We start from the raw sequence: 26962 nt of genomic DNA, 5'->3' as shown, positions 1-26962 counted from the left end.
GGCAAACTCAAATTCATGTGGCCCGAATTCATGTGGCCCGAACTCATGTGCGCTGGTGACATCATCCCGCAACCCCGTTGTTTAATTGGCCAGCCTGCGGCCCAAGGCCGGTCAGCACGCCGAGCGCGGCACCGATCGGGACCGGTGGACGCCCGGACAAAATCCGCACTTTGTCGATGGCAGATGACTGCCCGGCATAGAACCGCTCGATCAACCGTGGAGCAAGCCCGTAAAATCGTTGCAACACGCGATAGCGCTCAACCGGCGTGGCTGCGACAAACAGCATCGCGCTCAATGTTCGATAATACGACGCCTGTTTCCAATGGCTTCGCGCGTAATCCTCGGCAAACTGCGCAAGATCTGCACGGCCCAGATCGGGCCAGCGAGCCAGCGCCAGCGCAAAGCGCAGCGCATCGGGCAACGAATAGCTGGTCAGCGGGTGAAACAGACCGGCGCGCGTTCCGGCCAGCGCAACGCCGTGCACGGCCCCCGCGCGCAGGCGATCGAAATCGCCGCCTGCCACCACCGGCAGCACGCCGTGTTCTTCCGCCAGCACGCCCAGCACATCCCAGCCCTTGGCGCGCGCATAATCGGCAATCCGCCCGGCCAGCGCGCCATGATCCAGCGCAGGGTCATCGGAGTAATACGTGTCTTCGACAAAGACTTCGTCGCGCGCAAACGGCAGGCAATAGACGAAACGGTAGCCGTCGATCTGCTCGACCGTCGCGTCCATCACGATTGGCCGCGCCAGTTTGTGCGGCCGCGCCAGTTTCAACCGTTGCCCCAGGAATTTCTGCCAACCGCCGTTCAGCGACGACACGTCCCGCACGCCGCGTGCATCGATCACGGCGCCTGCCGTGAAATGCTGCCCATCGGCCAGGGTTACGGAATTCGCCGTGCACGCGCTGACGTGTGCGCCCGTCACGATCGCAGTGCCGGGCAAAACGTCGCGCAGCACAAGGTCGAGCCGATGCGATGTCGTTGCGCGATAGGGCGTCATCAGAGTGCGCGTATAGGCGGGAAAGTGAACGTCGTATCCGGTCCAGGTCGCATCGACCAGCGGGTCGATCAGCGTTTCGCCATCCGGCGGCAGGTCGGTGGCAAAGTACGACCAGACATGATTTCCGCCCAGCGTCGTGTCACGCTCGAACAGCATGACCGACAGATCGGGGCGCCAGCGCGCCAGGGCCAGCGCAACCAACCCGCCCGCCAATCCGCCGCCAAGTATCGCGATATCCGGGTGTTCTGCGGCCATGCGCCGGGGTTAGAGGCAACGCGGCTGCGGTGCAACCGCCCCTTTTGGCAGTGAAACGATTGTCGCCTGGCACCTGCACAAAAAAAGGGACCCCCGCGCACTGCGCCGGGGGTCCCGTTTTCTGGCTGGACCAGCGGTCCGCAAGCGGTGATCAGTTGGCGGTGTTGATGCCAAGCTTCTGCACGTCGTTCAGCTCAAATTCGACAGGCTTGTTGTTGAACGTGCCGGTGACGGTCTTCTTGTGGATGTGCAGTTCGAACGGCACCTTGCCGGCATATGCAGTCCCGCGAACGACCTTGTCGCCGCCTTTGTCTTCGGTCGTGTAGCTGTAGTCGACGCCCTTGTTCGTGAATTTGCCGGCATCGTCGGCTGCCGCCAGAGCGAGCGAAGGCGCGGCGGAAGCGAGCAGCGTGGCGGCGATCAATACGGTCTTCAGCATGTTGAATACTCCTGAACCTGTGGGATCACCCGCTGGCGTCCCGTCTGAATCCCGGTTTATGCTGCATCTGCGAAAGAACAAATGATAAGCGCGCTACGGCGATTGCAAAAAATGCATGCCACCTGAATTGTAAGTATTATCTGGGGACAACCCGATCATGCGCCTGAGAATTTTATGTGCAACCGCAGCAAATCCGTCCCATGTCGGAGAGGATCAGTCGCGCAGGAGTTCGTTGATGCCGGTTTTGCTGCGGGTCTGTGCATCGACGGTCTTCACGATCACCGCGCAATACAGCGACGGCCCGGGTTCGCCATCGGGCAGCGGCTTGCCGGGCAGCGCGCCAGGCACGACCACGGCATAAGGCGGAACGCGGCCGATATGCAGTTCGCCTGTCGCGCGATCGATGATCTTGGTCGATGCGCCCAGGAACACGCCCATCGACAGCACCGCGCCTTCGCCCACGATCACACCTTCGGCCACTTCCGACCGTGCGCCGATAAACGCGCCATCTTCGATGATCACCGGCCCGGCCTGCAAGGGTTCGAGCACGCCGCCGATGCCGACCCCGCCTGAAATATGCACGTTCCTGCCGATCTGTGCGCACGATCCGACCGTGGCCCAGGTGTCGACCATCGTGCCTTCATCGACATAGGCGCCGATGTTGACGAAGCTGGGCATCAGCACCGTACCCTTGGCGATATAGGCGCCGTGGCGCGCAACCGCGCCGGGCACCACGCGAAAGCCGGCGTCGCGAAAGCGGGCTTCGTCCCAGCCGGCGAATTTGGATGGGACCTTGTCGAACGCCGGGCCGCCGCCGGCGCCGTGTTCGACCAGGGCGTTGTCATTCAGCCGGAACGACAGCAGCACCGCCTTTTTCAACCACTGGTTGACCACCCATGTCCCGTCGATCTTTTCCGCAACGCGCGCCTTGCCCGCATCGAGCAGGCCCAGCGCGGTTTCGACCACGCCGCGCACATCCGCACTTGTCGGCGTAACCTCGGCGCGCTTGTCCCAGGCGGCTTCGATGGCATTGGCGAGCTGGTCGGTCATGGTATTTCCTTTTTCTTGCCCCCCTCCCCTTAAGGGGAGGGGCTGGGGGTGGGGCCTTTCCCCACTCGCCAAGTGTGCATTATCGGCGAAACCGCAGCGCACCCGGCATCGCCGGATTTAGCCGAGAGGCCCCACCCCAACCCCTCCCCTGAAGGGGAGGGGCTTTCCGGCGCGCCTAGCCCAGCTATGGCTTGCGGGCAAGTTCGCCCACCACCTGATCAAGCCAGGCGGCCATGTCGTCGATCTTCACGTCGATCGTGCTGTCATCCTTGGCTTGCTCGCCCCATTCGGTCTGCATGTCGATCCACACAGTCTGCATGCCCAGGCGCTTGGCGGGCGGCAGATTGCGGGCCGAATCCTCGATGAAGACCGCGCGCGTCGGGTTGATGGCGAAATGGTCGATCATGCCCAGATACGCGCCCGCTTCGGGCTTGGGCCGGTATTCCATCGCCTGGATATCCCAGATGCCTTCGAAACAATCGGCAATGCCCAGCCGGTCGAGCGCGCGCGTGGCATACGTCGCATCGGCATTGGTAAAGATCAGCCGCCGCCCGGGCAGCGCGCGCAACCGATCGGCCAGGCGCGGCGCCGCATCGAGCACGCTCATATCGACGTCATGGACATAGGCCAGGAATTCGGCTGGTTCGACGGTATGGAAATGCATCAGCCCGGCCAGCGTCGTACCATGATCGTGGAAATACATCTTCTGGATGCGCCGTGCCTCTGCTTGGTCGCACCCGAGCAATTCGGTGATGAACTTGCCCATCAGCACGTCGATCTGGCTGAACAGATTGGCGCTGGACGGATAGAGCGTGTTGTCGAGATCGAAGATCCAGCAATCGACGCTATGGGGATCGAACGGCATGGTTGGGGACTCGGGCGTTGAGGGGGGTTGATCGGGGGTGTGCCACCGCGATAGGGACGTCAGGCATGTCCTGTCCATCCACGATACCCGCAACGGACCTGATTATCGGCGTCGATGAGGCCGGGCGAGGGCCGCTGGCCGGCCCGGTGGTTGCCGCCGCGGTGGTGCTGGGGCCCGGCGCGCCCGAAGGTCTCGCCGATTCCAAGGTGTTGTCTGCCGCGCGCCGCGCCTCGCTCGATCCGCTGATCCGCCAGTCATGTCATTGGGGCATCGGCGTGGTCGATGTCGAGGAAATCGACCGGATCAACATCTTTGCCGCGACGATGAAGGCGATGACCCTGGCAGTAGCGTCGCTGGTGCAGGCGCGCGGGGCCTGTGTGGTCACGCTGGTGCTCGTCGATGGCCATCTGACCCCGGCGGGCCGTGTGGCGGAATGGGCATGGCCCGCGCGCGCGATTGTCGGCGGCGATGCGACCGAGCGCGCGATCAGCGCCGCGTCGATCCTGGCCAAGCAGCATCGCGACGCCCTGATGCATGCCGCCGCGCGCGACTGGCCGCATTACGGGTGGGAGCGCAATGCAGGGTATGGCACACCCCATCACCTCGCCGCGCTGCGCGATCATGGCCCGTGTCCGCTGCATCGCCGCAGTTTTGCCCCGGTCAGGCAAGCGCTGCTGATCTGAGCCTGCCTTGCCGCATTGCGGACGACTCGTGCTTTTCTGCCGAGTCGAGGCTTGACGGCGAGTCCACAATGATTCAGAATCGCGTCTTGCAGATAAAAGGCGACGATAGTCATGGCAGTCCTGTTGAAAGAGCGCGTGACACCCCGCGCACGGCCCAAAACGGCTCCGGCCGCGCCGGCGCTGCTGCCGGTCAACGCCATCCTGCGCGGCGATTGCGTCGAAAACATGCGTGCCTTGCCCAGCGCTTCGATCGACATGATCTTTGCCGATCCGCCGTACAACCTGCAACTGGGCGGCGATCTGGCGCGCCCCGACGGCAGCCATGTCGATGCCGTGACCAACGACTGGGACAAATTCGCCAGCTTTGCCACGTATGACGCATTCACCCGCGAATGGCTGGCGCAGGCGCATCGCCTGCTCAAACCCGATGGCTCGATCTGGGTGATCGGCAGCTATCACAACATCTTTCGCGTCGGCGCGATGCTGCAGGACATGGGTTTCTGGATCCTCAACGATATCGTCTGGCGCAAGGCGAACCCGATGCCCAATTTCAAGGGCACGCGGTTTACCAATGCGCACGAAACGCTGATCTGGGCCGCCAAGAGCGAAAAGGCGCGCTACACGTTCAACTATCGCGCGATGAAAACGCTCAACGACGAATTGCAGATGCGCTCCGACTGGGTGCTGCCGATCTGCTCGGGCGCGGAACGCATTCGCAAGGATGGCGTAAAAGCCCACCCGACACAAAAGCCGGAGGCGCTGTTGTATCGTGTGCTGCTGGCCACGACCAATGCCGGCGATGTCGTGCTCGATCCGTTTTTCGGCACGGGTACCACGGGGGCCGTGGCCAAACGCCTGGGGCGCAACTGGATCGGGTGCGAACGCGAAGCTGCCTACATCGCAGTCGCGCAGGAACGCATCGCGATGGCGCTGCCGCTGGACGAATCCGCGCTGAAAACGATGCAGAGCCGCAAGACCGCGCCGCGTGTCGCGTTTGGCCAGCTGGTGGAATCGGGCTGGATAGCGCCGGGCGCGCAATTGGCCGATCGCAAGGGGCGCCATCTTGCAACAGTGCGTGCCGATGGTTCGATCGATGCCGGCGGCGAGCCGGGGTCGATCCACGGTATCGGCGCACGGCTGCAGGGCGCGCCATCGTGCAACGGCTGGACATTCTGGCATGTGATGCACGAGGGCGAGGTAAAGCCGATCGACGCGTTGCGGCAGTTGTACCTGCTTGCGACCGAGGATTGAGCGGATGACGTGGATGTGCGGCCTGGTTGATGTGCGGACTGCGTCACTGTGACTGAAACGGTATATCTGCGCCCGATCGCGCTGGCGCAGAGCCCGCAGAGCGAGGACGGCGCAGCGATCCGCCTGGGCGGAACGCTGGTCTGGGCCAGCCGTTTCGCGCTGATCCGGCGCAAGGACGGGCGCATCGTGTCGCGCGCAAGGCTTGGCGCGCGCGATGTGCCCGGCGCGATTGCCGCGCTGCCCGAGGCGCAAGAGCAATGGGCGGACCTGGCGCGCGTCCATGCGCCGATCGTATGCGGCACGCGCACGCTGCGCATCGATCAGCCGCTGGTGATGGGCGTCCTGAATGTTACGCCCGACAGTTTTTCCGATGGCGGCAAATTTCTCGACAAGCCCGACGCCGCGCTCGAACACGCGCATGCGATGCTCGAAGCCGGTGCGGCGCTGATCGATGTCGGCGGCGAATCCACCCGCCCCGGCGCGGCGGCGGTGTGGGAAGGTGACGAGGAAAAGCGCGTGGTGCCGGTGATCGCGGCGCTGGCGCAGGCCGGTGTCGCCATCTCGATCGACAGCCGGCGCGCGAGCGTAATAGCCGCCGCGCTGACGGCGGGGGCGCATATCGTCAACGATGTCTCGGCGTTGCGCCATGATCCGCGCACCGCGCCGCTGGTTGCGCAAAGTGGCGCGCCGGTCGTGCTGATGCATGCGCCGGGCGATGCCAGCGACCTTCACGCCGATGGCAGCTATCGCGATGTCGTGCTCGACGTGTTCGACGCCTTGCGCGCACGGCGCGATGCGGCGCTGGCGGCGGGGATCGCGCGGGACAGGATCCTGCTCGATCCGGGTATCGGTTTCGGCAAGACGCTTGCTGAAAACCTGTTGCTCATCAACGCGCTGCCGTTGTTTCATGCGCTCGGCCAGCCGATCGTGTTCGGCGCCAGTCGCAAGCGCATGGTCGGCGCACTGGCAGGCGAAGTGCCGGCGCACAAACGGATGCCGGGTTCGCTGGCGCTGGCCTTGCATGCGGCGGGTTGCGGCATACATATGATCCGGGTGCATGATGTGCCCGAAACAGTGCAGGCCTTGCAGGTATGGCGGGGCTTGCGCGATGCGGCGCTTACCGATTTCAGCCAGATGGCCGACTGACGGCCCAACTCCTCGGAGAAGACCATGATCATCGATGACGAAGATTTTCGCGGCACGGTGTTTCAGGCCTGCGCGATGGCCGATGTGACATTCGACGATGTGAACATGGAGGGCGGTTCTTTCGTGAACACTACGATGACCCGCGCCCGGTTCACCGATCTCGATCTGTCCAGCATGAAACTCGATCAGATCAACGCCCAGCGCGCGGCAGTGCAACGGTCCACGCTACAATATGCGACGATTGATGACGTCGACATGTCCGACACCGTCTTTACGAACGTCAACCTGCAGCGTGCGAAATTCAGGGACATCAATCTGTCCGGCGTGGTCATCGACGATGCGAATATCGAGGGCCTGACGATCATGGGCCATGACATCCAGGCGCTGATTGCTGCGAAGCAGGGGTAGGGGTAGCTGGTTGCCACTCTGTCCCCAATTCCAATGCGGGTGTTGTCAGTTTTCGCCTTTATATTAGCGCCCACACCTTACGCCGCGTTGTCGATCCCGAGTTCCGACAGCTTGCGGTACAGCGTCGAGCGTCCGATGCCGAGGCGCCGCGCGACTTCGGTCATGCGGCCCCGGTAATGCCCGATCGCCAGGCGGATGACATCCGCCTCGATATCTTCCAGCGGGCGCAGATTGCCATCGGGCCCGAACAGCACCACACCCGCGCCATCGCTGATCGGCTGCTGGATCCGCACCGTATCGCCGACCATGTTGGCCAGCCGCGGGAAATCCTGCGCGGTCAGGGCTTCGCCGTCGCAGAACACCGCCGCGCGGAACAGCGTTGCCTGCAACTGGCGGACATTGCCCGGCCAGTCGTACGCGCCGAGCAGCGCCAGCGCGCCATCGGTAATCCCCAGCGGACGCAAGCCCGGCTGTTCGCCGATCCGCGCCAGAAAATGGCGGGCAAGTGCTGGAATATCACCGGGTCGCTCGCGCAACGAAGGCACACGCACCTGGTTGGTGGCCAGCTTGGCCAGCAATTCTGCGTCGAACAACCCGCCTTCAACCAGATCCTTCAGCGGCGCATTGCTGCACACCACCATCCGCACATCGAGCCGGAAAGAATGCCGCGCCCCGATCGGCTGCACATCGCCGCGATCGATGAACTGGATCAGCCGCGCCTGGACACTGAGCGGCAGGCGGTCGATCTCGTCGATCACCAGCGTGCCGCCATCGGCGTGCTGCAACGCGCCCACATGACGGTCGAACGCGCCGGCAAATGCGCCTTTTTCATGGCCGAACAGCACCGATTCAATCTGGTTCGGCGGAATGCCACCGGCATTGATCAGGCGCAGCGGCAATTTTGCGCGCGGGCTTGCCGCATGCATTGCGCGCACCAGCATTTCCTTGCCGGTGCCATGTTCGCCCTCGATCAAAACGTGGGCATGCGTGCGCGCAGCCTTGGCGGCAATGGCCAGCGCAGTGCGGAATGACGACGCCGCGCCGATCATCGAATCAAAATCGAGCGCTGCGCCCAGTTTTTCGGTGAGCGGGTGCAGTTCGGAATTCTGGTCCGCACTCTGGATTTCGGGCGCAGTCGCAGCGCGCAGCGCAGAGACCAGGCGATCGGGCGCGACCGGCTTGATCAGGTAATCGGTGGCGCCTGCGCGCATGGCCTCGACCGCGAGCAGCGGCGAGGCGCTCGTGGTCAGCATCAGGATCGGGAGCGCCGGCCGGCGCGCTTTCAATTCGGAAATCAACTGACAGGCTTCGTCGCCCGGAACCCACTGGTCGAGAATGATCGCACCCAGGCGCATACCCTGGCGCGTGCCGAGCATGGCGATCGCGGTTTCCGAATCACGCGCGACAACTGTGCGCCAGCCTTCGCGCGCAGCGAGCGCGGAAACGAGCCGGATCTGGGCCGGTTCATCGTCGATCAGCATCAGCAGGCGATCTTCGGTGTCAGACATTCGCGATCCGTCGTATTTCTCAGGAAACCAAGCGATACGCGGATTGGGTGAAAAACGGATTAAAGCCTCAAAGCGGGCCTTGGCGCGTTTGTTGCTGCTTGAGCAAGTGCGTGAGGCTCGTTAGAGCGTAGTGTGCCGCAAGTGCAGGGGCACGGCGGCGACAGACGACGGCATGATAATCAGGGGTTACGACATGACACCGGCAAACGACATCAAAGCGGCTCGCTCGACGTACGAAGGCTTTGTCAGCATGATCAAAGTCTCGGTACCGGTGATCGTCGTGATCGTCGCATTCGTCATCTTCCTGATTCACTGAACGAGAGCGCGTGGCCAGTCCCTTGGTGATCGCCGTCCTGCGTGAGCGGGCGGCAGGAGAGACCCGCGTTTCGGCAACGCCCGAGACGGTGAAGAAACTGATCGCTCTGGGCGCCTCGGTGACAGTTGAGGCAGGGGCCGGCGTTGCCGCAGCGTTTGCCGATGCGGACTATGCGGCCGCGGGCGCGCGGATCGCGCAAAGCGATGCAGCGGCCGGCGCCGACATCGTGTTCGGGGTGCAGGGGCCCGATGCCGACCTGTTGGCTGGGGCAAAACCGGGCGCGTGGATCGTGGCCGGGCATGATCCGTTTGCGCAAAGGCCGCGCGTCGCTGCCTATGCCGCTGCCGGTTTCGAAGCGCTCGCTATGGAATTCATGCCGCGTATAACCCGCGCGCAATCGATGGACATCCTGTCGAGCCAGGCCAACCTGTCGGGTTACAAGGCGGTGCTGATCGCGGCGAACCTGTATGGCCGCGCGTTTCCGATGATGATGACCGCGGCCGGCACGGTCAGCGCGGCCAAGGTGTTCGTGATGGGCGTGGGCGTTGCCGGGTTGCAGGCGATCGCGACCGCGCGTCGCCTGGGCGGGCAAGTGTCGGCCACCGACGTGCGTTCGGCGACCAGGGAACAGATCCAGTCGCTGGGCGCCAAGCCGATCTTTGTCGAAAGCGTCAAAGGCATCGAGGGCGAAGGCGCCGGCGGCTATGCCACCGAGATGAGCGCCGAATACCAGACGGCGCAAGCCGAGTTGGTCTCCAGCCATATCGCCAAGCAGGACATCGTGATCACCACCGCGCTGATCCCCGGCCGCGCTGCGCCGCGTTTGATCACCGATGCGCAGATTGCCACGATGAAGCCCGGCAGCGTGATCTATGACCTGGCGGTGGCCCAAGGCGGCAATGTCGAAGGATCGGTGCCCGACCAGGTGGTCGAGCGGCACGGGGTAAAGATCGTCGGCTACAGCAACACGCCCGCGCAATTGCCAGCCGACACATCGGCGCTGTATTCGCGCAACCTGTACAATTTCATCGCTGCGTTCTGGGACAAGGACACATGGCGCCCGGTACTGGACGACGAAATCGGCACCGCGATCCGCCTGACCCAGGGTGGTAAAGTAGTCCACGAAAGATTGACCCAATGAATCCTCCCCGGAACGGGGAGGGGGACCGCCCGAAGGGTGGTGGAGGGGCGTTGCCCCAAACGCAACGCCCCGCGGTATACAGAGCAAGAACCCTACGCAAAGCGATGACGCTGCCGGAAAACATGCTGTGGCAGCAGCTGCGCCAACGCCCAAACGGGCTCAAATTCCGCCGCCAGCATCCAATCGGACCGTACGTGGTGGATTTCTGCTGCATGTCGCACCGCTTCGCTGTCGAGGTCGACGGCTTTGCGCATGACATCGAAGGTCGGGCGGCGCAGGATCAAATCAGAACGAAGTATATAAACGATAACGGATATCGCGTTCTGCGGGTCGCTGCGGCGCGGGTGATTGCAAACGCGGTTGGGGTGACAGCCGAGGTCGTGGCGTTTGGGGCACTGCCCCTCCACCACCCTGCGGGCGGTCCCCCTCCCCGTGCCGGGGAGGATTAAGATGGAATTTGTGTCGGTTTTGTCGATTTTCGTGATGGCCTGTTTTGTCGGGTATTACGTGGTCTGGTCGGTGACGCCGGCGCTGCACACGCCGCTTATGGCGGTGACCAATGCGATTTCGTCGGTGATTGTCGTCGGCGCGCTGATCGCGGGGGCGGCGGATGGATCGGTCGTGTCGAAATGGCTGGGGCTGGGGGCGATCGTGCTGGCCAGTGTCAACATCTTCGGCGGGTTTGCGGTGACCGAGCGCATGCTGGCGATGTATAAAAAGAAGGACAAGAAGTGATGGCGCCCGAGGCTTCATCCGCCTGGGTCGCGCTGGCCTATCTGATCGCGGGCGTGCTGTTCATCATGGCGTTGCGCGGGCTGTCGAGCCCGGCGACATCGCGCGCGGGCAATCGCTATGGCATGATCGGCATGACGATCGCGGTCGTCACGACGCTGGTCACGCACAACTTTGCCAGCCTGCCCGAAATCATCGGCGCGATCGCGATCGGCGGGGGCATCGGGTTTGTGACCGCGCGGCGGATCAAGATGACCGACATGCCGCAGCTGGTGGCCGCGTTCCATTCGCTCGTCGGGCTGGCCGCGGTGCTGGTGGGCTGGGCGGCGTACCTCAATCCGCAGGCGTTCGGCATTGCCGAACTCGCCGCCGCGCTGGCCCCGGTGCCCGACGCACCGACGGCGTTTGAAACGCCGGTCTACACCGAAGCCTATGCGCAACTTGCACATGGCATCGCCGCACAAGGCGGCGGCGTGCATCTGCACATGCAAAGCTGCATCGAGATGGGCCTGGGCATTGCGATCGGCGCAATCACGTTTTCGGGATCGATCATCGCGTTCCTGAAACTGGCGGGCAAGATGAGCGGCGCGGCGATCATGCTGCCGGGCCGCCATGTGATCAATCTGGCCACGTTGGCCCTGATTGCCGGCCTGGTTGCGTACTTTACCCAGGATCAGTCGCTGTGGGTGATCGCCGCGATCACCGCGCTGGCGTTCGTCATCGGGTTCCTGCTGATCATTCCGATCGGCGGGGCCGACATGCCGGTCGTGGTGTCGATGCTCAATTCCTATTCGGGCTGGGCGGCGGCCGCGATGGGCTTTACGTTGCACAACACCGCGATGATCATCACCGGCGCGCTGGTCGGATCATCGGGCGCGATCCTGTCGTACATCATGTGCAAGGCGATGAATCGCTCGTTCATATCGGTGATCGCGGGCGGGTTCGGGGCGGATACCGGCGGCAACAGTGGCCCGGCACGCGAACAGCGGCCGTGGAAACGCGGCAGCGCCGAAGACGCGGCCTATATCATGAAAGAGGCCGAGACGGTTATCATCATCCCCGGCTACGGCATGGCGGTCAGCCAGGCGCAGCATGTCCTGCGCGAAATGGGCGACCAGCTGAAGGCCGGCGGAGTCAATGTGAAATACGCGATCCACCCGGTCGCGGGGCGCATGCCCGGGCATATGAACGTGCTGCTGGCCGAGGCCAATGTGCCTTATGACGAAGTGTTCGAGCTGGAAGACATCAACGGCGAATTTGCGCAGGCCGATGTCGCGTTCATCATCGGCGCCAACGATGTCGTCAATCCGGCGGCCAAGACCGACAAATCCTCGCCGATCTACGGCATGCCGGTGTTTGATGTCGACAAGGCCAAGACGATCTTCTTCGTCAAGCGCTCGATGGGCGGGGTCGGCTATGCCGGGGTCGACAACGATGTGTTCTACATGGACCAGACGATGATGCTGCTCGCCGACGCCAAGAAGATGGTCGAGGATATCGTCAAGGCGCTCGCGCACTGATTTTTTGACATGACATCGCGCGCCCCCTACGCCAGCGACCCGGACCAGTCGCGCGGGCGGGAATTCACCCTGGAAAGCGGCGGCGCACGGGGGCCGCGCAGTGTGTTCCAGCGCGACCGCGACCGCATCATCCATTCGATCGCGTTCCGCCGCCTGCGCCACAAGACCCAGGTGTTCGTCGCGCCCGACGGCGATCATTATCGCGTACGGCTGACGCACAGTCTCGAAGTCGCGCAGATCGGGCGGGTGATCGCGCGTGCGCTCGGGCTTGATGAAGACCTGACCGAGGCGCTGTGCCTGGCCCACGATATCGGGCATCCGCCGTTTGGCCATGCGGGCGAAGATGCGCTGAAAGCTGCATTGGCCGACCACGGCGGGTTCGATCACAATGCGAACACGTTGCGCGTGCTGATGCGGCTCGAAAGCCCGTATATCGAACACGACGGGCTCAATCTGACCTGGGAAATGCTCGAGGGCCTCGCCAAGCACAATGGGCCGGTAAACGCACCGTTGCCCTGGGCGCTGGCCCAACTTGATGCCGCGTTTCCGCTCGATCTGGCAAGCCATGCGTCGCTGGAAGCGCAAGTCGCGGCGATTTCCGATGATATCGCCTATGACAACCACGATATCGATGATGGCCTGCGCGCGGGGTTCCTGACGCTTGACGATCTGCTGGAACTGCCGTCGCTGGCGGCGCAGTGGCGTGCGATCGAGACGCGCTATCCCGGTGCGCCGCGCGACCGGTTGCTACGCGAACTCGTACGCGGGCAGATCGGGGTAATGGTCAACGATGTGCTGGGCGAAACACGCGCGCGGATTGCCGGCAACGGCGTTGCCAGCGTGGCCGATGTGCGCGCGGCGGGTCGCGCCTTGTGCGGATTTTCTCCGGAGATGCAGGACCAGGAGCGCGTGCTGAAGCGATTCATGTACGACAGGCTGTATCTCCATCCGGTGCAGGTCACGACGGCCGACGCGGCGCGTGAGGTGATCGCCAGTCTGTATGCCGCTTATGCCGCCGATCCGGCGCTGTTGCCGGCGTCCTGGCAAGCGCGTCTTGGCGAGGATACAACCGCGCGGGCGCGCACGATCGCCGACTATATCGCCGGAATGACAGACCGGTTCGCGATCGACCAGTACACCCAGGTGACCGGATGCGTGCCTGACGGGTTACGCAATGTCTGACGCCGAACCGGTGCCGCTGCTGCTCGTCGGTGCAACCGGCCTGATCGGTAGCGCGGTGATCGAGGCGACCGCGACGGCAGATGTGCAGCTGGCGGCCTTGGCGCGGCGCGAAATCGCGATGCCCGCCGGCGCCCGGCTCGAAATGCTTGTGGCCGATCCAGCGCAGTGGCCCGCCGCCATCGTGCGGGCGCGGCCCGCAACATTGGCGATCGCGCTGGGCACCACGATCAAGGCGGTAGGCGGCGACGCCCGAGCGTTCCGGGCGGTCGATCATGATCTCGTGATTGCCTGCGCGCGCGCGGCACGCGAAGCGGGCGCGCGCCAGGCGATCCTGGTGTCATCGGCCGGAGCCGATGCGGCCTCGCGCAATTTCTACCTGTCTGTCAAAGGCGAGACCGAAGCGGCGATCAACAAGCTGGGTTTTGCTCGGGTCGACATCCTCCGGCCCGGGATGTTGATCGGCCCCCGGACCGGCCCTTCACGGCCGGCCGAACGCGCCGGACAAATTCTTTCGCCACTGATCGATCTGTTCCTGCGCGGAAGTCTGGCGCGATATCGTTCGGTTCCAGCGCGCGCAGTCGCAGCGGCGATCCTGGCGCTGGCAGGCGCGGAAGGGCGCGGGCGACATGTGCATTATCCCGCCGATATCCATAGTCTTTCGCGTCGCGTTCTGACTCTGAAGGCCACGTATAGAGCTCCATAAACGGAACCGGTCGTCGCGGTGGACGTGTTGCGGAATTCGCCTCACCAGGACGCTGAACCTCTCCCCACGGAGGGGCCCAGGTTTCAGATTACAGACACGCTTCAAGGAACGCCTGGTCAAAGCCGTATTGGCGCGCTTTTTCCAGTGTATAGGGCCGCAGGCCGGCGGGGCGGTATTCGCCGATGATCTTGCCGTCTTCGCTTTCGTCCAGGTATTCGAACTTGAAGATTTCCTGCGTCACGATCACGTCGCCTTCCATCCCGATCACTTCGGTGATGTTGGTCACGCGGCGCGAACCGTCGCGCAGGCGCTTGACCTGCACGATCAGGTCGACCGATTCAGCGATCTGGCGGCTGATGGCTTCCTTGGGAATCTTGATGTCGCCCATCAGGATCATGTTTTCCATACGGCCGAGGCATTCGCGCGGGCTGTTGGCGTGAAGCGTACACATCGAGCCGTCGTGACCGGTGTTCATCGCGGCCAGCAGGTCGAAGCATTCCGAGCCACGAATTTCGCCCAGGATGATCCGGTCCGGCCGCATACGCAGCGCGTTCTTGACCAGATCGCCGATCGTGATCGCGCCCTGGCCTTCCAGGTTTGGCGGGCGTGTTTCCAGCGGCAGCCAGTGCGGCTGCTGCAGGCGCAGTTCGGCCGCGTCCTCGATCGTCAGCACGCGTTCGCCCGGGTCGATCATTTTCGACAGCGCGTTGAGCATCGTGGTCTTGCCCGAACCGGTACCGCCCGAGATGACGATGTTCATCCGACTGGCGCCCGCGATTTTCAGCGCGGTACACATCTTGTCGCTCATCGCGCCGAAATCGCGCAGCATGTCGAGCGTGATCGGCTTTTCGGAAAACTTTCGAATCGAGATCGCGGTGCCGCGCAGCGACAGCGGCGGCACGATCACGTTGACGCGGCTGCCGTCCTTCAGGCGGGCGTCGGCCAGCGGCGTGGTCTGGTCGACGCGGCGGCCGACCTGGTTGACGATGCGCTGGGCGATCTGGAACAGGTGGCTTTCGTCGCGAAACCGGATCGGCGCGAGTGTCAGCTTGCCCTTTTTTTCGATGTAGGTCTGGTCTGGCCCGTTGACCATGATGTCGGTGATGTCGGGATCGTTGAGCAGCTCTTCCAACGGCCCGAACCCCAGCAGTTCGTCGATCAGCACCTTTTCCAGCGCGAACTGTTCGCGCCGGTTGAGCGTGACTTTCAGCTCGGCCAGCACTTCCATGATGATCGGGCGGAATTCTTCCGACAGCTCTTCCTTGGTCAGCGTCGCCGCCGCTTCCGGATCGACACGTTCGAGCAGATGCGGCAGCACCTGCTCCTTGATCTTGTGGACCGAGGCTTCGAAGCCTTCGGCATGATGATGGCTTTCGACGACCGTGTTGGCCCGATCCGCCAGCCGCGCCAGCGCGTCCGCTTTCGGATCGAGCGCATCGAACGACGCGCCGGGGGTGTCGTTGCCGGGCAAGGGCACTGCGCCACCGGATGGAGACATCGGCGCTGCGCTCTCATTGCCCTTCATCGGCCGGGCCACGCCGAACGAAGGCCGCATCGCTGCGCTCCCCCCGCCTTGCCCCGCCTTGCGACCAAATGCGCTCATGCCCGTATCCCGTTTGCTTGCTTACTCGCCGCCCGGGAAACCCGCGTCAGCAAGTGTGTCGTTCGATAACCGTCAATAGACCGAAAAATGCTTAGAATTTGATAAAGATGCGGCAATGTTTGTTATTGCAGCTTCGTAAAATCACCACGGTGCGACACTTTCCCAGTCCTATTGAGCCTGCGTTGATCTGGAAAACCCGCAGCTGCGCCCTGTTGCCTGAGCGCCCACGCCCTCGTCATCGCGGGTCGGTCCGCTCAATAACCGCACGAAGCGCTCTCGGTGCCGGAAAACCTAACCGGATGATAACCATTTCAACTTATCCAGAAGAAAGGACTTGGCGAAGTTTGTGAGGGCGTGATGGAATTGCAGCAGGCAAATGTCTTTGGTGAAGAAAGATTTCCTCTCGATATCTCTATCGTCATGCCATGTCTTAACGAAATTCAGGCGTTGCCTCATTGTATTGGTAACGCACGCGACGCGCTTGAACGGATTGAGCACGTATACGGGCTAGCCGGCGAAATCGTCATTGCAGACAATGGTTCGACTGATGGCAGTCAGAGCCTGGCAATGTCGCTTGGCGCACGCGTCGTCAGTGTTAGCCGAAAGGGTTATGGTGCGGCGATAATCGGTGGGTTTGACCAGGCATACGGAAAGTATCTGGTTATGGGTGACTGCGACGGCAGTTACGATTTTATCGATGCCGTCGCTATGATTGGCCGGTTGCTGGATGGTGCCGATTTGTGCATAGGATCGCGCTTTAAGGGTGGGGTCGCGCCGGGTGCAATGCCGTGGAAAAACCGATATATCGGCAATCCCGCGCTTACCGGATTACTCAACCTCTTTTTCCGCACAGCGATCGAGGATGCGCATTGCGGGCTACGCGCTATCACCCGAGACGCCTATTGTGCGATCGGTCTTCAAGGCCAGGGTATGGAATTCGCCAGCGAAATGATTATCAAGGCGAGCCTAAACGATCTCCGGATCGATCAGGTCGCGGCAACGCTGTCGCCCGATTTGCGCGATCGCGCGCCGCATTTGCGCCCATGGCGCGATGGGTGGCGCCACTTGCGGTATTTGTTCATGCTCAGCCCGACTTGGGCATTCGGCGTGCCAGCAGCATCGATGATGGGCGGGGGGGTTGCTATTCTGCTGATCGCTGCGCTGTATACGGTGGGTATCGCCTCGGGTGTATCGCCATTTGGTGTCAGTTGGTCGATCGTGGGCGCATTCCTGATCACGACCGGGCATTTTTCTGCATTGATGGCGCTTGCCGCGCATTTTTACGGTGCAGCGCAAGGTTTTCGTCCCTTGCGGTCAGTCTTTCGACGTTGGGAAAAAATATTAACGCTTGAAAGCGCTTTGATGGTAGGCGGGTCCATGGTGGCGGCCGCAATCGTCTCGTTCATCGCGATCGTGTTCTGGTGGGGCGCTCATCAATTTTCCGCGCTGCCAACGATGCTGCCGCTGCTTGTTTCGGTGATAACCGGTGTGGTCGGCATGCAGACTGCGCTTGGTGGCTTGCTGCTCGCGGTGATCGGGGGGCATAATGCTCAACTCGCGCCCTGTGCTAATATTCTACCGATCCACACGCCCCATCTTGCCAAGGCGGCGTGATGCGCGATCGTTCAAGTCCTGGGCGACGGGCTGGCGAGTATTAGGTCTGTATGCGCATATTGATTATCACCCACTTCTATGAAAGCCATGGCGGGGGGATCGAGCGCGTTGCCGGTCACGTGTGCCGCGCGCTTGCCGCGCAGGGCGCCACTTGTGTCTGGGCCGCGAGCTTGGCAAATGCGCTTCCGGACGAAATGGCGATCACCGCTCTCCCGTTGCATTGCATCGATCCGGCAGAGCGCATAACCGGATTGCCGATGCCGATCCCGGGGCCCAGTGCAGTCTTTCGCCTGTTCCGTGCGTTGCGCGAGTCCGATGTCGTAATTGTCCATGACGCGCTTTACCTGACTTCGATCGTGGCCATTCTCGGCGCGCGCTTGCACCGCAAACCGGTGATCCTGATGCAGCACATTGCAGGTATTGAATTTGCATCCAGGTTCATGCGAAAGGCGATGGCGCTGGCCAACTATATCGTGACCAAACCGATGCTGCGCCGGGCCGACCAGGTTGTTTTCATCAGCGAAAACGTTCGCCGTTCGTTTGCCGGGGTCGGTTTCAGGCGGCGCCCGCGGGTGATTTTCAATGGCGTCGACCAGGCCTATTTTTACCCAGGCGCCGCCGATCGCGCGCGATTTGCATTGCCCAGCGACAGTCCGGTCGTGGTTTTTGCTGGCCGGTTCGTGGAAAAAAAGGGCCTGACAATTGTCAGGGCGCTGGCGGGACGATGTCCCGATGTCATATTCGCGCTGGCGGGCTCTGGACCCATTAATCCCCGCAGCTGGAATCTTGGCAATGTGCGGTTGGTTGATACGCTTGCGCCGTCCGAAATGGGTGCGCTATTTCGTAGTGCGGATCTGCTTTTGCTGCCGAGCGTGGGCGAAGGGTATCCACTTGTCATTCAGGAAGCCATGGCATGTGGCCTGGCGGTGGTCTGCGGTACCGACAGTGCGTCCGCCGATCCTGGCGCCTCCCATTGGCTTCAGGCCGTGCCGATCGACCTGGCAGATCCAGAAGAGTGCGCCGAACGGATTGCACCGCTGATAACCCAAGTCTACAACAACGACCTCGATCGTGCGGCAATGGCCGAATATGCAATGGCAACGTATAGCTGGGCACGAATGGGCGAAGCGTTGAATATGATCGCACAATCCTTAATGCTGGCGGCCCGGTCGATCTGACTGAAGCATGCGGTAACCTGTTTTTACGCGTCGGCTTGCGCAGGATCGCGTCGTATTACAGACAGCAATTCTTGGTACAGAGGATGCCGTGTTCGGTGGAGCGTCATTAGCCAGAATATTGCCCCCACTATGACGGCCACCATCAGTCGGCACGGTGCGGCTCTATAGCCCAAACCTGAAAATGCCATCGCCATGACGGCGGGCGTAATGGCAACGATCGTCAAAATTAGGCTTGTTCTATAGGCCATGCTCAATTCTGCAGGATTTGCGATAGCCATCTCCGCCATTCTGGGTCGATAAATGACGAACCCGACGATAGCCTCGACAACCCGACTGGCGGCGGCAAACGGCAGGTTGACCATGGCCCCGAACGCGAAAGCAATCAGTCCCGTCGCCGCACGGAATATTTCGACACGCGCCTGCCAACCGGTCCGATTGCACAGAACGCACAATTCCCAGTTCATCGCAAAACCGATTGACACGAACTGACCCGCCATAATCAGTGCCAGCGGCAGTGCGGCACCGTTCCATTGTGCGCCGTAGAGACCGGTTATGATCGGCCCGGACAGCACTGCAATGCCAGCCATCGCCGGCCACATGATCGCTGTCAGGATCTTGGTCGATTTGAGAAATATAGGTGTCAGCGATCCCGATTCCCGCAATTCGGCAGACATTTTTATGAATATTACCCGGGTGGATAAGCCATAAGCGCCATCCCAGACCATCGCGGCCAGACCAGAGGCTCGGGTATATAGACCGAGTGCGCTCAACCCGAGCGCGCGGGCAACGATCAATTCGGCAATGCGCGGCGCGATAATCGATACCCCGCCGGCAAAGATCATCTGCACTGCAAAAGTGACGATCTGCCCCGCACCCTTTAGCGATAGCCTGAAAACGAGGTGTCGTCGTCCCACTAAACTGTAACCCAATGCGCCAAACAACCCGCCCATTACCGCTCCGACTGCAGGGCTGAGATATCGCCAGCCGGCCAGAGCGAAGCCGATCGTGACGGCAGCGTTAACCGCGGCTTTGCCGAATTGCATCACCGACGTTGATGCAAACCGCATGTCCCGGGTCAACAGGGTCGCAGGAAGGAACTCGAAAATCTGGAACACCGGGATCAGCGTAATAAGTCGAAGGACCCGAGGAATGGCAGAATCCGCAAAAACCGAATGCCCGATTGCGCCCAACAGCCACACCGCCGTAGCGACAAGAAGGCACAGCAGCGCGTTGACGGTGAATGCGGTCGTGACCGTCTGCTCCGAAAGATCGTGGTCGCGGATCAGATAGTTGGCAACGCCAAAATACGAGATCGTGCTCAATAAGCCGGATATGGCGATCCCGACGCCGAAAATGCCAAGTTCATAAGGGGTCAGCAGCCGGGAAACCACGACCGTGCTGCCGAACGTGACGACAAAAACCACCAGGTGGACGCCGTAATTCCAGATGAGCGCTTTGCGGACGGACGTTTCAAGCGGGATCGGCTGCGTCATGTCAGTACCAGCCCGCCAGTATCAAGGCTCTTACGAACACGGCGTTAAGAACGCGGCGGCGCACGACTTTACCAGACAGGGCGTAAGCGACGCGTGCATGCCATCCTCGCTTTGAGGCGACCAGGGCCTCAAGATCCGCTCTGGCCGGTGCGGGCATCCGACTGCCAAACAGCCTGAGCAATTCCGCAGCCTGCGCATGAATGGGATAGCATGACCGAGGCTGGCGCAAAAAACGCTTCAGGTTCCTTGCGCTTTGCGACAACCAGGTGGGATCCTGACCAACTGAATTAGCGCCATGCTGCCGGTACAGCAGCGTCGGCTCGGGATCGTAATGTATGCGCCCCAATGCCGCGACGACGAGCGCACACCACCAGTCATGCATGACGAGTCCGGTCAGGGGCGTTTTGCTGTTGATCAGTGCGCGCGCCTTGGCATTGAGTACGATGGTACAACCGGTTGCAATATTTTCAAAAAGAATGTGCAGAAATCGCTCATCGCGATGAGCCGCCGGAACGCCGATCACAGTCAAGTCGCGCGCCACGCACGTCAGGTTGGAGCAATAGAGGGCGGGGCCCTCATCAGTGGACAGAGCCGCGGCCGCACGTGCCAGCTTGTCCGGCAACCAGACATCGTCCTGATCACAAAATGCGTAATAACCGGCATCGTCAGGCGCCGTCTGTAACAGTTGCAGAAAGCTGTAAGCTGCGCCAAGGTTAGGCTGCGGCTGCGCACCTTTCAGCTCTGGCCAGATTGCGGCGGTTTGTCTCAGGATTGCACAAGTCGTGTCGGTCGAACCGTCATCACGAGCGTGCAGGGTTATGGCCACATCGCGTTGAGTGCGCAAACTTTCGAGCTGTTCCGGGAGATAATCTGCGCCGTTATACGTCGCCAAAAGTACTGCGACGCGGGGCAATGGCATCGCAGTGGGTGCAGGTTTGGTCATTATGGCTCAGTCCGCAGGCACGACATTGCAACCTGCGCTGGCAAGACGCGGAGCAAAAATATGATTGAACCGTTCGGCTACAGGGTCGCCAAAGGCAAAATAGGCGGAAATCGGCATCAATTGACGGTCTCCAAAAAGTGCAACTGAGGGATGGCTGGCGCAAATTGCAGCGATCGACCCGGCATCAAGTTTCTCCCGAAGCAACCCTATCGGCCTGCGCAAAAGCGTCGGCGGATTGAGCACGAGATCCTTTGCAAATGGCGCATCTTTTCCTCCGATCACCACATAATCGGCATTGATCGTATCGATCTGTCGCGACACTAGCGCGGCAGGTGCATAAAAATTATGCGCCATCACGACCTGGATCGGCATAAGCACGACCACCGTCGCCACAGTCGTGCGCATCAGTAGGGCGCGCCATAGGCCCGGCCGCTCGCCCGTCCGATCGAGGGCCTTCCACCCATAAATCGCGAGCAAAATGGCGTTGCCGATCAATCCATGGAAATACCTGTAGCCAAACCCGTGGCCCTGATCCGGCAAAGCGATCGCCATGAACACGGCGATCAGCACCAATCCGCCTGCCAGCGCGAGGATCATCGGGTTCTGGCGATATTGGCGTATGCCGTACAACAAGAGTGGTACCAGCAACAGATGTTGCCAGGCGATAAAACGTAGAAAATTCGCCACCATATCGGGTAGCCCCATGGGATCCCGATTACGTACGGCGCCGATAAGGCGCTCCATGTATTCAAGGCCGGGAGGGCCAACCGCATCGGGACTTTCCTGCACGAGTGACACCATCCAGGTAGGCCAATACAGCCAGAACGCGGAAATCAGGCCATACGCCACGATGTACAGACACGCACGAGTCCAGCGCCGTTCGAACAACAGCAAAGCGATGAATGGTGCGACAAACATCGGGTGCATCAACGGTTGATGAAGGCCGGTCGCAAAAAAACCGACAGCCAGCGCCCCGAAATCCGATGCCCGAGTCTTCCGTAGGAACAACCACAGCCAGCAAAGATTTAGCGCGAGGTGATCGGGCATGGCGTAGCTCGTCATGCCTGCAAAAACGATCTGGGCCGAACCCGCATAAAGTACCAGCGCGACGAATTTGGCATCATGATCGAATGGCCACAGCCGGCCGACACAGCCCCACAAGGCAAATCCACCGAGCACGGTCATAAGCGGACCGATAAGATAGGGCAGCCCAACCAAGCCAAACAGTGCACGAAACACCGAATTCAAAGGCAGATACGCAGAGATCCACGCCCTGCGATGGTCTGCCGGATACATATACGTCGTGTTTAGCGCGGCGGAATGGTCGCGCCAGAATCCTGTAACAGGCTGAACAATATGGCCCTTCATGAAAATGCTCGCGTCGAACGACGCCAATTGCTCATCACGGCTCAGGTCATAATCGCTCAGGATCAGGAAATGTCCGGCAGACGTGACAACGGCCAGAACTGCTGCCACCATCAGCCACGAACGCAACCGCAGGCGCGGAAAATCCCCGCGTTCGGGGCATCGCAGGGAGCATAGCGCCATCAGGCCAAGCGCGACAAGTAGTAGCCAGCGGTCTTGACGCATAAGGAGAAACGCCGAAACGTTGCTATAGGGCCGAAATGTGAGCGCTAGTGTAAAGGCGGCGACCGTAGAACCGACGAAGAAACGAATGAGGCCGCCCGTTGTCAGGGCCGACGCAAGATCGGCGCGCAAGGGTGCATCAGGCGCTATATCGAATTCACGAGGCTTTGCGATCAGGTCCTGCGGTACGGTCGTCATAAGCCCTCTCAAGATCTGCGCGGACCCGTTTCGTATGGGTTAAATCGCAAATCAAGGTTAGCACCGCGTTAATGACCAGCAAACTTCCTGCCCGCGCGCGCAGGATTTGACCCAGGGACGTGTGATTGCACACGAGGAAGGTCGGCGCAGGTTGCGCATAGCTATGGGGCCGCATACTTATGCATGCTTCATGCAGGCGCTTTCGGCTTTAAGGCGTGACCCGGATCAATGGAGATGGCACGATGACCGCGACAAGCTGTTCTGCCCTGCTGCTGTTTGGCGCGACGGGCGATTTGTCGCGGCGGATGCTGCTGCCGTCGCTGTTTGCGTTGCATGAAGACGATCTGATCGCGACTGATTTGCGCATTGTCGGCACTGCGCGGTCCGAGATGGATGACGCGGGATTTCGGGCGTTTACGCAAAGTGCGCTTGATGAATTCCTGCCGGCGGATCGCAAGGATCCGGCGCGGCTGGCCTCGTTTCTAGAGCGGTTGCAGTATCAGCCGCTCGATGCGTCGGACATCGATGGGTTTGCTGCGCTCGCTGCGAAGCTGGGCGATACCTCGTGCGGGCTGGCGATATTCCTGTCGACCGCGCCGGCGCTGTTCGAGGCGACGATCAAGGGGCTGCGTCACGCGGGCCTGGCGCATCCCGGGGTGCGCATCGGGCTGGAAAAGCCGCTGGGCAACAACCTGGCGAGCAGCGCGCGGATCAACGATGCGGTTGCGGCGGGGTTTTCGGAGAAGCAGATTTTCCGCATCGACCATTACCTGGGCAAGGAAACCGTGCAGAACCTGATGGCGCTGCGCTTTGGCAATGTGCTGTTCGAGCCGTTGTGGAACGCTGCGCATATCGACCATGTGCAGATTACGGTCAGCGAAACCGTGGGCCTCGAAGGGCGCAAGGGCTTTTACGACGACACCGGCGCGCTGCGCGACATGGTACAGAATCATATGCTGCAATTGCTGGCGATGACCGCGATGGAGCCACCCGGGCATTACGATGCGACTTCGATCCGCGATGAAAAGGTCAAGCTGTTGCGCGCGTTGCGCCCTGTAAAGCCCGAGGAAATGGTACGCGGCCAGTATCGCGCGGGCGCGGTCAACGGCAAGACGGTGACCGGTTATCTGGACGACCTTGACCAGCCGTCGGAAACCGAGACGTTCGTGGCGATCAAGGCGCATGTCGACAACTGGCGCTGGCAGGGGGTGCCGTTCTATCTGCGCCACGGCAAGCGGCTGGCCGAGCGGCGCAGCGAGATCGTCGTGCATTTCAAGGATGTGCCGCACAACATCTTTGGCAAGAGCGCCGGGCGGCCGCGCGCCAACCAGCTGGTGATCCGCCTCCAGCCCGAGGAATACGTGCGGTTGCAGGTCATGGCCAAGGAGCCGGGGCTCGACCGGGGCGGGGTGGTGCTGCGCGAGGTCAATCTCGATCTGTCGCTGACCACGGCGTTTGCCAAGGCGCGGCGGCGGATCGCGTATGAGCGCCTGCTGCTCGATCTGATCGAGGGCGAACAGACGCTGTTTGTGCGCCGCGACGAAGTCGAGGCACAGTGGACGTGGATCGATGCGATCCGCGAAATCTGGGCAAGTGGGGACGAAGACGTCAAGGGCTATGCCGCCGGCGGCTGGGGGCCCAATGCCGCCATCGCGCTGACCGAACGCGACGGGAGAAGCTGGAATGACTGAAGTCAGCGCCAAAGTATCTTGGGCAACGCCCGGCGATGCCGCTGCGGTTGCCGCGCGGATCGAGGCCGAATTGCGCAAGCCCGGCGCAAAACGATTTGCCTTCACCGGCGGTTCCACTCCGGCCAAAGTGCTGGCGCTGTTGCACGAACGCAATCTCGACTGGTCTGGTGTGACGATCGCGCTGACCGACGATCGCTGCGTGCCCGATGATCATCCCGCGTCCAATTTTGCCAAGATCAAGGCTGCGCTGGACGGCACGGCCGTGACGTTCGAGCGGCTAATCGAAGGCGCGCCGGTCGCGCCGTTCGATCTGGTGTGGCTGGGCATGGGCAATGACGGGCACACCTCGTCGCTGTTTCCGACGATGAAGGCGCTGATCCGCCCCGGCCCGACGGTGATCGCCACCACACCGGTGCCGCTGCCCGAGGAAGCGCCGTTCGACCGCCTGACGCTCAATTTCCGGGCGCTGAAGGCGACCAGGGCGATCATCCTGGTCGTTACGGGGGCGGGCAAGCGCGCGCTGATCGAACAGGCACTGGCGGGCGTGGAGATGCCGATCGGCGAAATCCTGCTGGGGGACGGCCCGCCCGTGACGATTTACTGGAGCGAATGATGGCGCTTGATCCAATTGTCGCGCGTGTCACCGATCGCATTGTTGCGCGTTCGGCGCATACCCGGGCCGCCTATCTCGATCTGATTGCGCGCGCGCGCGACACCGGGCTCAATCGTCCGCAACTGTCGTGTGGCAATCTGGCACATGGCTTTGCCGCTGCGGGCGATGACAAGCTCGCGATCCGGGGCGGCAAGGCGATGAACATCGGCATCGTCACCGCGTACAACGACATGCTGTCGGCGCATCAGCCCTATGCGCGCTATCCCGACCAGATCAAGCTGTTCGCCCGCGAAGTCGGCGCCACGGCGCAAGTCGCCGGCGGCGTCCCGGCGATGTGCGACGGCGTGACCCAGGGGCAGGCGTCGATGGAGCTGTCGCTGTTCAGCCGCGACACCATCGCGATGGCCGCCGTCGTCGGCCTCAGCCATGCGATGTTCGAAGGCGCGCTGCTGCTGGGCATCTGCGACAAGATCGTGCCCGGCCTGCTGATCGGTGCGCTGCGGTTTGGCCATCTGCCCACGATCCTGGTGCCGGCAGGGCCGATGCCTTCGGGGCTGCCCAACAAGGAAAAGGTGCGCATCCGGCAGCTTTATGCCGAGGGCAAGGTCGGGCGCGACGACCTGTTGCAGAGCGAGAGCGAAAGCTATCATTCGGCAGGCACGTGCACGTTTTATGGCACCGCCAATTCCAACCAGATGATGATGGAGATGATGGGGCTGCATATGCCCGGGTCCAGCTTCATCGCGCCGGGCACGAAATTGCGCCAGGAACTGACCCGCGCGGCGACGCACCGGATTACCGAAATCGGCTGGGACGGCGACGATTACCGGCCGCTGGGGCTGTGCGTCGATGAAAAAGCGTTGATCAACGCGATCGTCGGCCTGCTCGCGACCGGCGGTTCGACCAACCATGTGCTGCATCTGCCCGCGATCGCGCGTGCGGCCGGGGTCCAGATCGATTGGGACGACATGGACGAATTGTCGCGCGCGGTCCCGCTGATCGCCAGCGTCTATCCCAATGGCGCGGGCGATGTAAACGCGTTCGCGGCGGCCGGGGGTATGCCCTATGTGATCGGCGAACTGGTCAATGAAGGCCTGGCGCATGGCGATATCCGCACGGTTTACGGCGCCTCGCTGGCCGACGGCGCGGCGCAACCGGTGCTCGATGGCGAAGCGCTGCGGTGGGAGCCGGCGCCAAAGGTCAGCCATGACGAGACATTGTTGCGTCCGGTGGCTGCGCCGTTCCAGGCCGAAGGCGGGTTGCGGTTGCTGAAAGGCAATATCGGACGCGCCACTATCAAGATGAGCGCGGTCGATCGCTCGCGCTGGACAATCGAGGCACCGGTGCGGGTGTTTTCGGACCAGGACCATGTGATCGATGCGTTCGAGGCGGGCGAGCTGGAATGCGACGTCATCGTTGTCGTGCGGTTTCAGGGCCCGTCCGCCAACGGGATGCCCGAATTGCACAAGCTGACGCCGATCCTGGGCGTGTTGCAGGATCGCGGGTTTCGCGTGGCGCTTGTCACCGATGGCCGGATGTCGGGCGCGTCGGGCAAAGTGCCCGCCGCGATCCACGTCTCGCCCGAGGCGAAGCGCGGCGGTGCGCTGGCGCTGTTGCGCGATGGCGATACGATGCGTGTGTGCGCGGTGACGGGTGCGATCGAGGCGCTGGTGGATGCGCAGGAATGGGCGCTGCGGTTGCCCGCGCCGGCACCCGAAGAGACCAGTGGCGTCGGGCGCGAATTGTTTGCATTGATGCGCCATTACGCCGATCCGGCCGAGCGCGGCGGCTCGGCGATGCTGGCGGCAGCGGGTTTGTAACGAGAACAACCGAAGGGTGAATG

25 protein-coding genes are annotated in these 26962 nt (G+C 62.1%); 16 read left to right on the top strand and 9 right to left on the bottom strand.

Annotation, left to right across the window (positions count from 1 at the left end; all coding sequences use genetic code 11):
- Positions 1 to 61 precede the first annotated feature (61 nt).
- The 4 genes from crtY to ACOOE2_RS10655 form a co-directional block, all read right to left on the bottom strand.
- The gene (gene crtY, locus ACOOE2_RS10670; RefSeq protein ID WP_420382984.1) at positions 62 to 1255 is read right to left on the bottom strand and encodes a lycopene beta-cyclase CrtY; all 1194 of its coding nucleotides are present in this window, start codon (positions 1253 to 1255) and stop codon (positions 62 to 64) included.
- Positions 1256 to 1406: 151 nt separating this feature from the next.
- Entirely contained in the window at positions 1407 to 1694 is a 288-nt protein-coding gene (locus ACOOE2_RS10665) for a hypothetical protein (RefSeq protein ID WP_420382983.1), read from the bottom strand.
- A 213-nt stretch (positions 1695 to 1907) separates the two neighbouring features.
- Positions 1908 to 2744 carry a 2,3,4,5-tetrahydropyridine-2,6-dicarboxylate N-succinyltransferase gene (gene dapD, locus ACOOE2_RS10660; RefSeq protein WP_420382982.1) on the bottom strand — a complete coding sequence of 279 codons (837 nt, stop codon included), beginning with the start codon at positions 2742 to 2744 and terminating at the stop codon, positions 1908 to 1910.
- Positions 2745 to 2928: 184 nt separating this feature from the next.
- A complete protein-coding gene (locus ACOOE2_RS10655) occupies positions 2929 to 3609 on the bottom strand; it encodes a pyrimidine 5'-nucleotidase (protein WP_420382981.1) in 681 nt (226 codons plus the stop codon).
- A 65-nt stretch (positions 3610 to 3674) separates the two neighbouring features.
- Here ACOOE2_RS10655 and ACOOE2_RS10650 point away from each other — a divergent pair, with 65 nt between their 5' ends.
- From ACOOE2_RS10650 to ACOOE2_RS10635, 4 genes are all read left to right on the top strand, one after another.
- Positions 3675 to 4292 carry a ribonuclease HII gene (locus tag ACOOE2_RS10650; RefSeq protein ID WP_420382980.1) on the top strand — a complete coding sequence of 206 codons (618 nt, stop codon included), beginning with the start codon at positions 3675 to 3677 and terminating at the stop codon, positions 4290 to 4292.
- Between the two features lie 111 nt (positions 4293 to 4403).
- Positions 4404 to 5543, top strand: a complete 1140-nt coding sequence (locus ACOOE2_RS10645) for a site-specific DNA-methyltransferase (RefSeq protein ID WP_420382979.1) — start codon at positions 4404 to 4406, stop codon at positions 5541 to 5543.
- Between the two features lie 48 nt (positions 5544 to 5591).
- Positions 5592 to 6689, top strand: a complete 1098-nt coding sequence (gene folP, locus ACOOE2_RS10640; protein WP_420382978.1) for a dihydropteroate synthase — start codon at positions 5592 to 5594, stop codon at positions 6687 to 6689.
- 24 nt (positions 6690 to 6713) lie between these two features.
- A complete protein-coding gene (locus ACOOE2_RS10635) occupies positions 6714 to 7097 on the top strand; it encodes a pentapeptide repeat-containing protein (protein ID WP_420382977.1) in 384 nt (127 codons plus the stop codon).
- A gap of 77 nt (positions 7098 to 7174) precedes the next feature.
- Here the strand turns inward: ACOOE2_RS10635 and ACOOE2_RS10630 are convergent, their stop codons facing one another.
- A complete protein-coding gene (locus ACOOE2_RS10630) occupies positions 7175 to 8605 on the bottom strand; it encodes a sigma-54-dependent transcriptional regulator (RefSeq protein ID WP_420382976.1) in 1431 nt (476 codons plus the stop codon).
- A 193-nt stretch (positions 8606 to 8798) separates the two neighbouring features.
- Between ACOOE2_RS10630 and ACOOE2_RS10625 the strand changes: the two genes are divergently transcribed.
- The 7 genes from ACOOE2_RS10625 to ACOOE2_RS10595 all read left to right on the top strand — a co-directional run bounded on the left by ACOOE2_RS10625 (position 8799) and on the right by ACOOE2_RS10595 (position 14199).
- Positions 8799 to 8921 (top strand): aa3-type cytochrome c oxidase subunit IV, encoded by a 123-nt coding sequence (locus ACOOE2_RS10625; protein WP_420382975.1) that lies wholly within the window; start codon positions 8799 to 8801, stop codon positions 8919 to 8921.
- Between the two features lie 22 nt (positions 8922 to 8943).
- On the top strand, positions 8944 to 10062 hold the full coding sequence (locus ACOOE2_RS10620; RefSeq protein ID WP_420384593.1) for an NAD(P) transhydrogenase subunit alpha: 1119 nt from the start codon (positions 8944 to 8946) through the stop codon (positions 10060 to 10062).
- A 104-nt stretch (positions 10063 to 10166) separates the two neighbouring features.
- A complete protein-coding gene (locus tag ACOOE2_RS10615) occupies positions 10167 to 10511 on the top strand; it encodes an endonuclease domain-containing protein (protein ID WP_420382974.1) in 345 nt (114 codons plus the stop codon).
- A 1-nt stretch (position 10512) separates the two neighbouring features.
- Positions 10513 to 10797, top strand: coding sequence for a proton-translocating transhydrogenase family protein (locus ACOOE2_RS10610; RefSeq protein WP_420382973.1), 285 nt, complete (start codon positions 10513 to 10515; stop codon positions 10795 to 10797).
- The gene (locus ACOOE2_RS10605) at positions 10797 to 12314 is read left to right on the top strand and encodes an NAD(P)(+) transhydrogenase (Re/Si-specific) subunit beta (protein WP_420382972.1); all 1518 of its coding nucleotides are present in this window, start codon (positions 10797 to 10799) and stop codon (positions 12312 to 12314) included. The genes ACOOE2_RS10610 and ACOOE2_RS10605 overlap by 1 nt, the downstream gene beginning before the upstream one ends.
- Before the next feature lie 9 nt (positions 12315 to 12323).
- Positions 12324 to 13496 carry a deoxyguanosinetriphosphate triphosphohydrolase gene (locus ACOOE2_RS10600; RefSeq protein WP_420382971.1) on the top strand — a complete coding sequence of 391 codons (1173 nt, stop codon included), beginning with the start codon at positions 12324 to 12326 and terminating at the stop codon, positions 13494 to 13496.
- Positions 13489 to 14199 carry an NAD(P)H-binding protein gene (locus ACOOE2_RS10595; protein ID WP_420382970.1) on the top strand — a complete coding sequence of 237 codons (711 nt, stop codon included), beginning with the start codon at positions 13489 to 13491 and terminating at the stop codon, positions 14197 to 14199. The genes ACOOE2_RS10600 and ACOOE2_RS10595 overlap by 8 nt, the downstream gene beginning before the upstream one ends.
- A gap of 88 nt (positions 14200 to 14287) precedes the next feature.
- Here ACOOE2_RS10595 and ACOOE2_RS10590 read toward each other — a convergent pair whose 3' ends face one another.
- Positions 14288 to 15802: a CpaF family protein gene (locus ACOOE2_RS10590; protein WP_420382969.1), complete on the bottom strand. Its 1515-nt coding sequence runs from the start codon at positions 15800 to 15802 to the stop codon at positions 14288 to 14290.
- A gap of 357 nt (positions 15803 to 16159) precedes the next feature.
- On the opposite strand from ACOOE2_RS10590, the gene ACOOE2_RS10585 reads away from it, so the two are divergent.
- The gene (locus ACOOE2_RS10585; RefSeq protein ID WP_420382968.1) at positions 16160 to 17416 is read left to right on the top strand and encodes a glycosyltransferase family 2 protein; all 1257 of its coding nucleotides are present in this window, start codon (positions 16160 to 16162) and stop codon (positions 17414 to 17416) included.
- 50 nt (positions 17417 to 17466) lie between these two features.
- Complete coding sequence (locus tag ACOOE2_RS10580; protein WP_420382967.1) at positions 17467 to 18594, top strand: glycosyltransferase family 4 protein; 1128 nt, start codon at positions 17467 to 17469, stop codon at positions 18592 to 18594.
- A gap of 23 nt (positions 18595 to 18617) precedes the next feature.
- On the opposite strand, the gene ACOOE2_RS10575 is transcribed toward ACOOE2_RS10580, so the two are convergent.
- From ACOOE2_RS10575 to ACOOE2_RS10565, 3 genes are read right to left on the bottom strand one after another with little or no spacing between them, the layout of a single operon-like run.
- The gene (locus ACOOE2_RS10575; RefSeq protein ID WP_420382966.1) at positions 18618 to 20087 is read right to left on the bottom strand and encodes an oligosaccharide flippase family protein; all 1470 of its coding nucleotides are present in this window, start codon (positions 20085 to 20087) and stop codon (positions 18618 to 18620) included.
- 1 nt (position 20088) lies between these two features.
- On the bottom strand, positions 20089 to 21030 hold the full coding sequence (locus ACOOE2_RS10570; RefSeq protein WP_420382965.1) for a glycosyltransferase family 2 protein: 942 nt from the start codon (positions 21028 to 21030) through the stop codon (positions 20089 to 20091).
- A 6-nt stretch (positions 21031 to 21036) separates the two neighbouring features.
- A complete protein-coding gene (locus ACOOE2_RS10565; protein ID WP_420382964.1) occupies positions 21037 to 22815 on the bottom strand; it encodes a hypothetical protein in 1779 nt (592 codons plus the stop codon).
- Positions 22816 to 23057: 242 nt separating this feature from the next.
- Between ACOOE2_RS10565 and zwf the strand changes: the two genes are divergently transcribed.
- The 3 genes from zwf to edd are packed head-to-tail and all read left to right on the top strand — an operon-like array spanning position 23058 to position 26939.
- On the top strand, positions 23058 to 24506 hold the full coding sequence (zwf, locus tag ACOOE2_RS10560; protein ID WP_420382963.1) for a glucose-6-phosphate dehydrogenase: 1449 nt from the start codon (positions 23058 to 23060) through the stop codon (positions 24504 to 24506).
- The gene (locus ACOOE2_RS10555) at positions 24499 to 25119 is read left to right on the top strand and encodes a 6-phosphogluconolactonase (protein WP_420382962.1); all 621 of its coding nucleotides are present in this window, start codon (positions 24499 to 24501) and stop codon (positions 25117 to 25119) included. The genes zwf and ACOOE2_RS10555 overlap by 8 nt, the downstream gene beginning before the upstream one ends.
- Positions 25119 to 26939 (top strand): phosphogluconate dehydratase, encoded by a 1821-nt coding sequence (gene edd, locus ACOOE2_RS10550; RefSeq protein ID WP_420382961.1) that lies wholly within the window; start codon positions 25119 to 25121, stop codon positions 26937 to 26939. The genes ACOOE2_RS10555 and edd overlap by 1 nt, the downstream gene beginning before the upstream one ends.
- Positions 26940 to 26962: the final 23 nt, after the last annotated feature.

It is taken from the genome of Novosphingobium sp. (assembly GCF_965214355.1).
In the GTDB taxonomy this organism is placed as follows: Bacteria; Pseudomonadota; Alphaproteobacteria; order Sphingomonadales; family Sphingomonadaceae; genus Novosphingobium.
The sequence above is the reverse complement of the archived record's forward strand: the minus strand, read 5'-3'. Positions and strand labels throughout refer to the sequence as shown.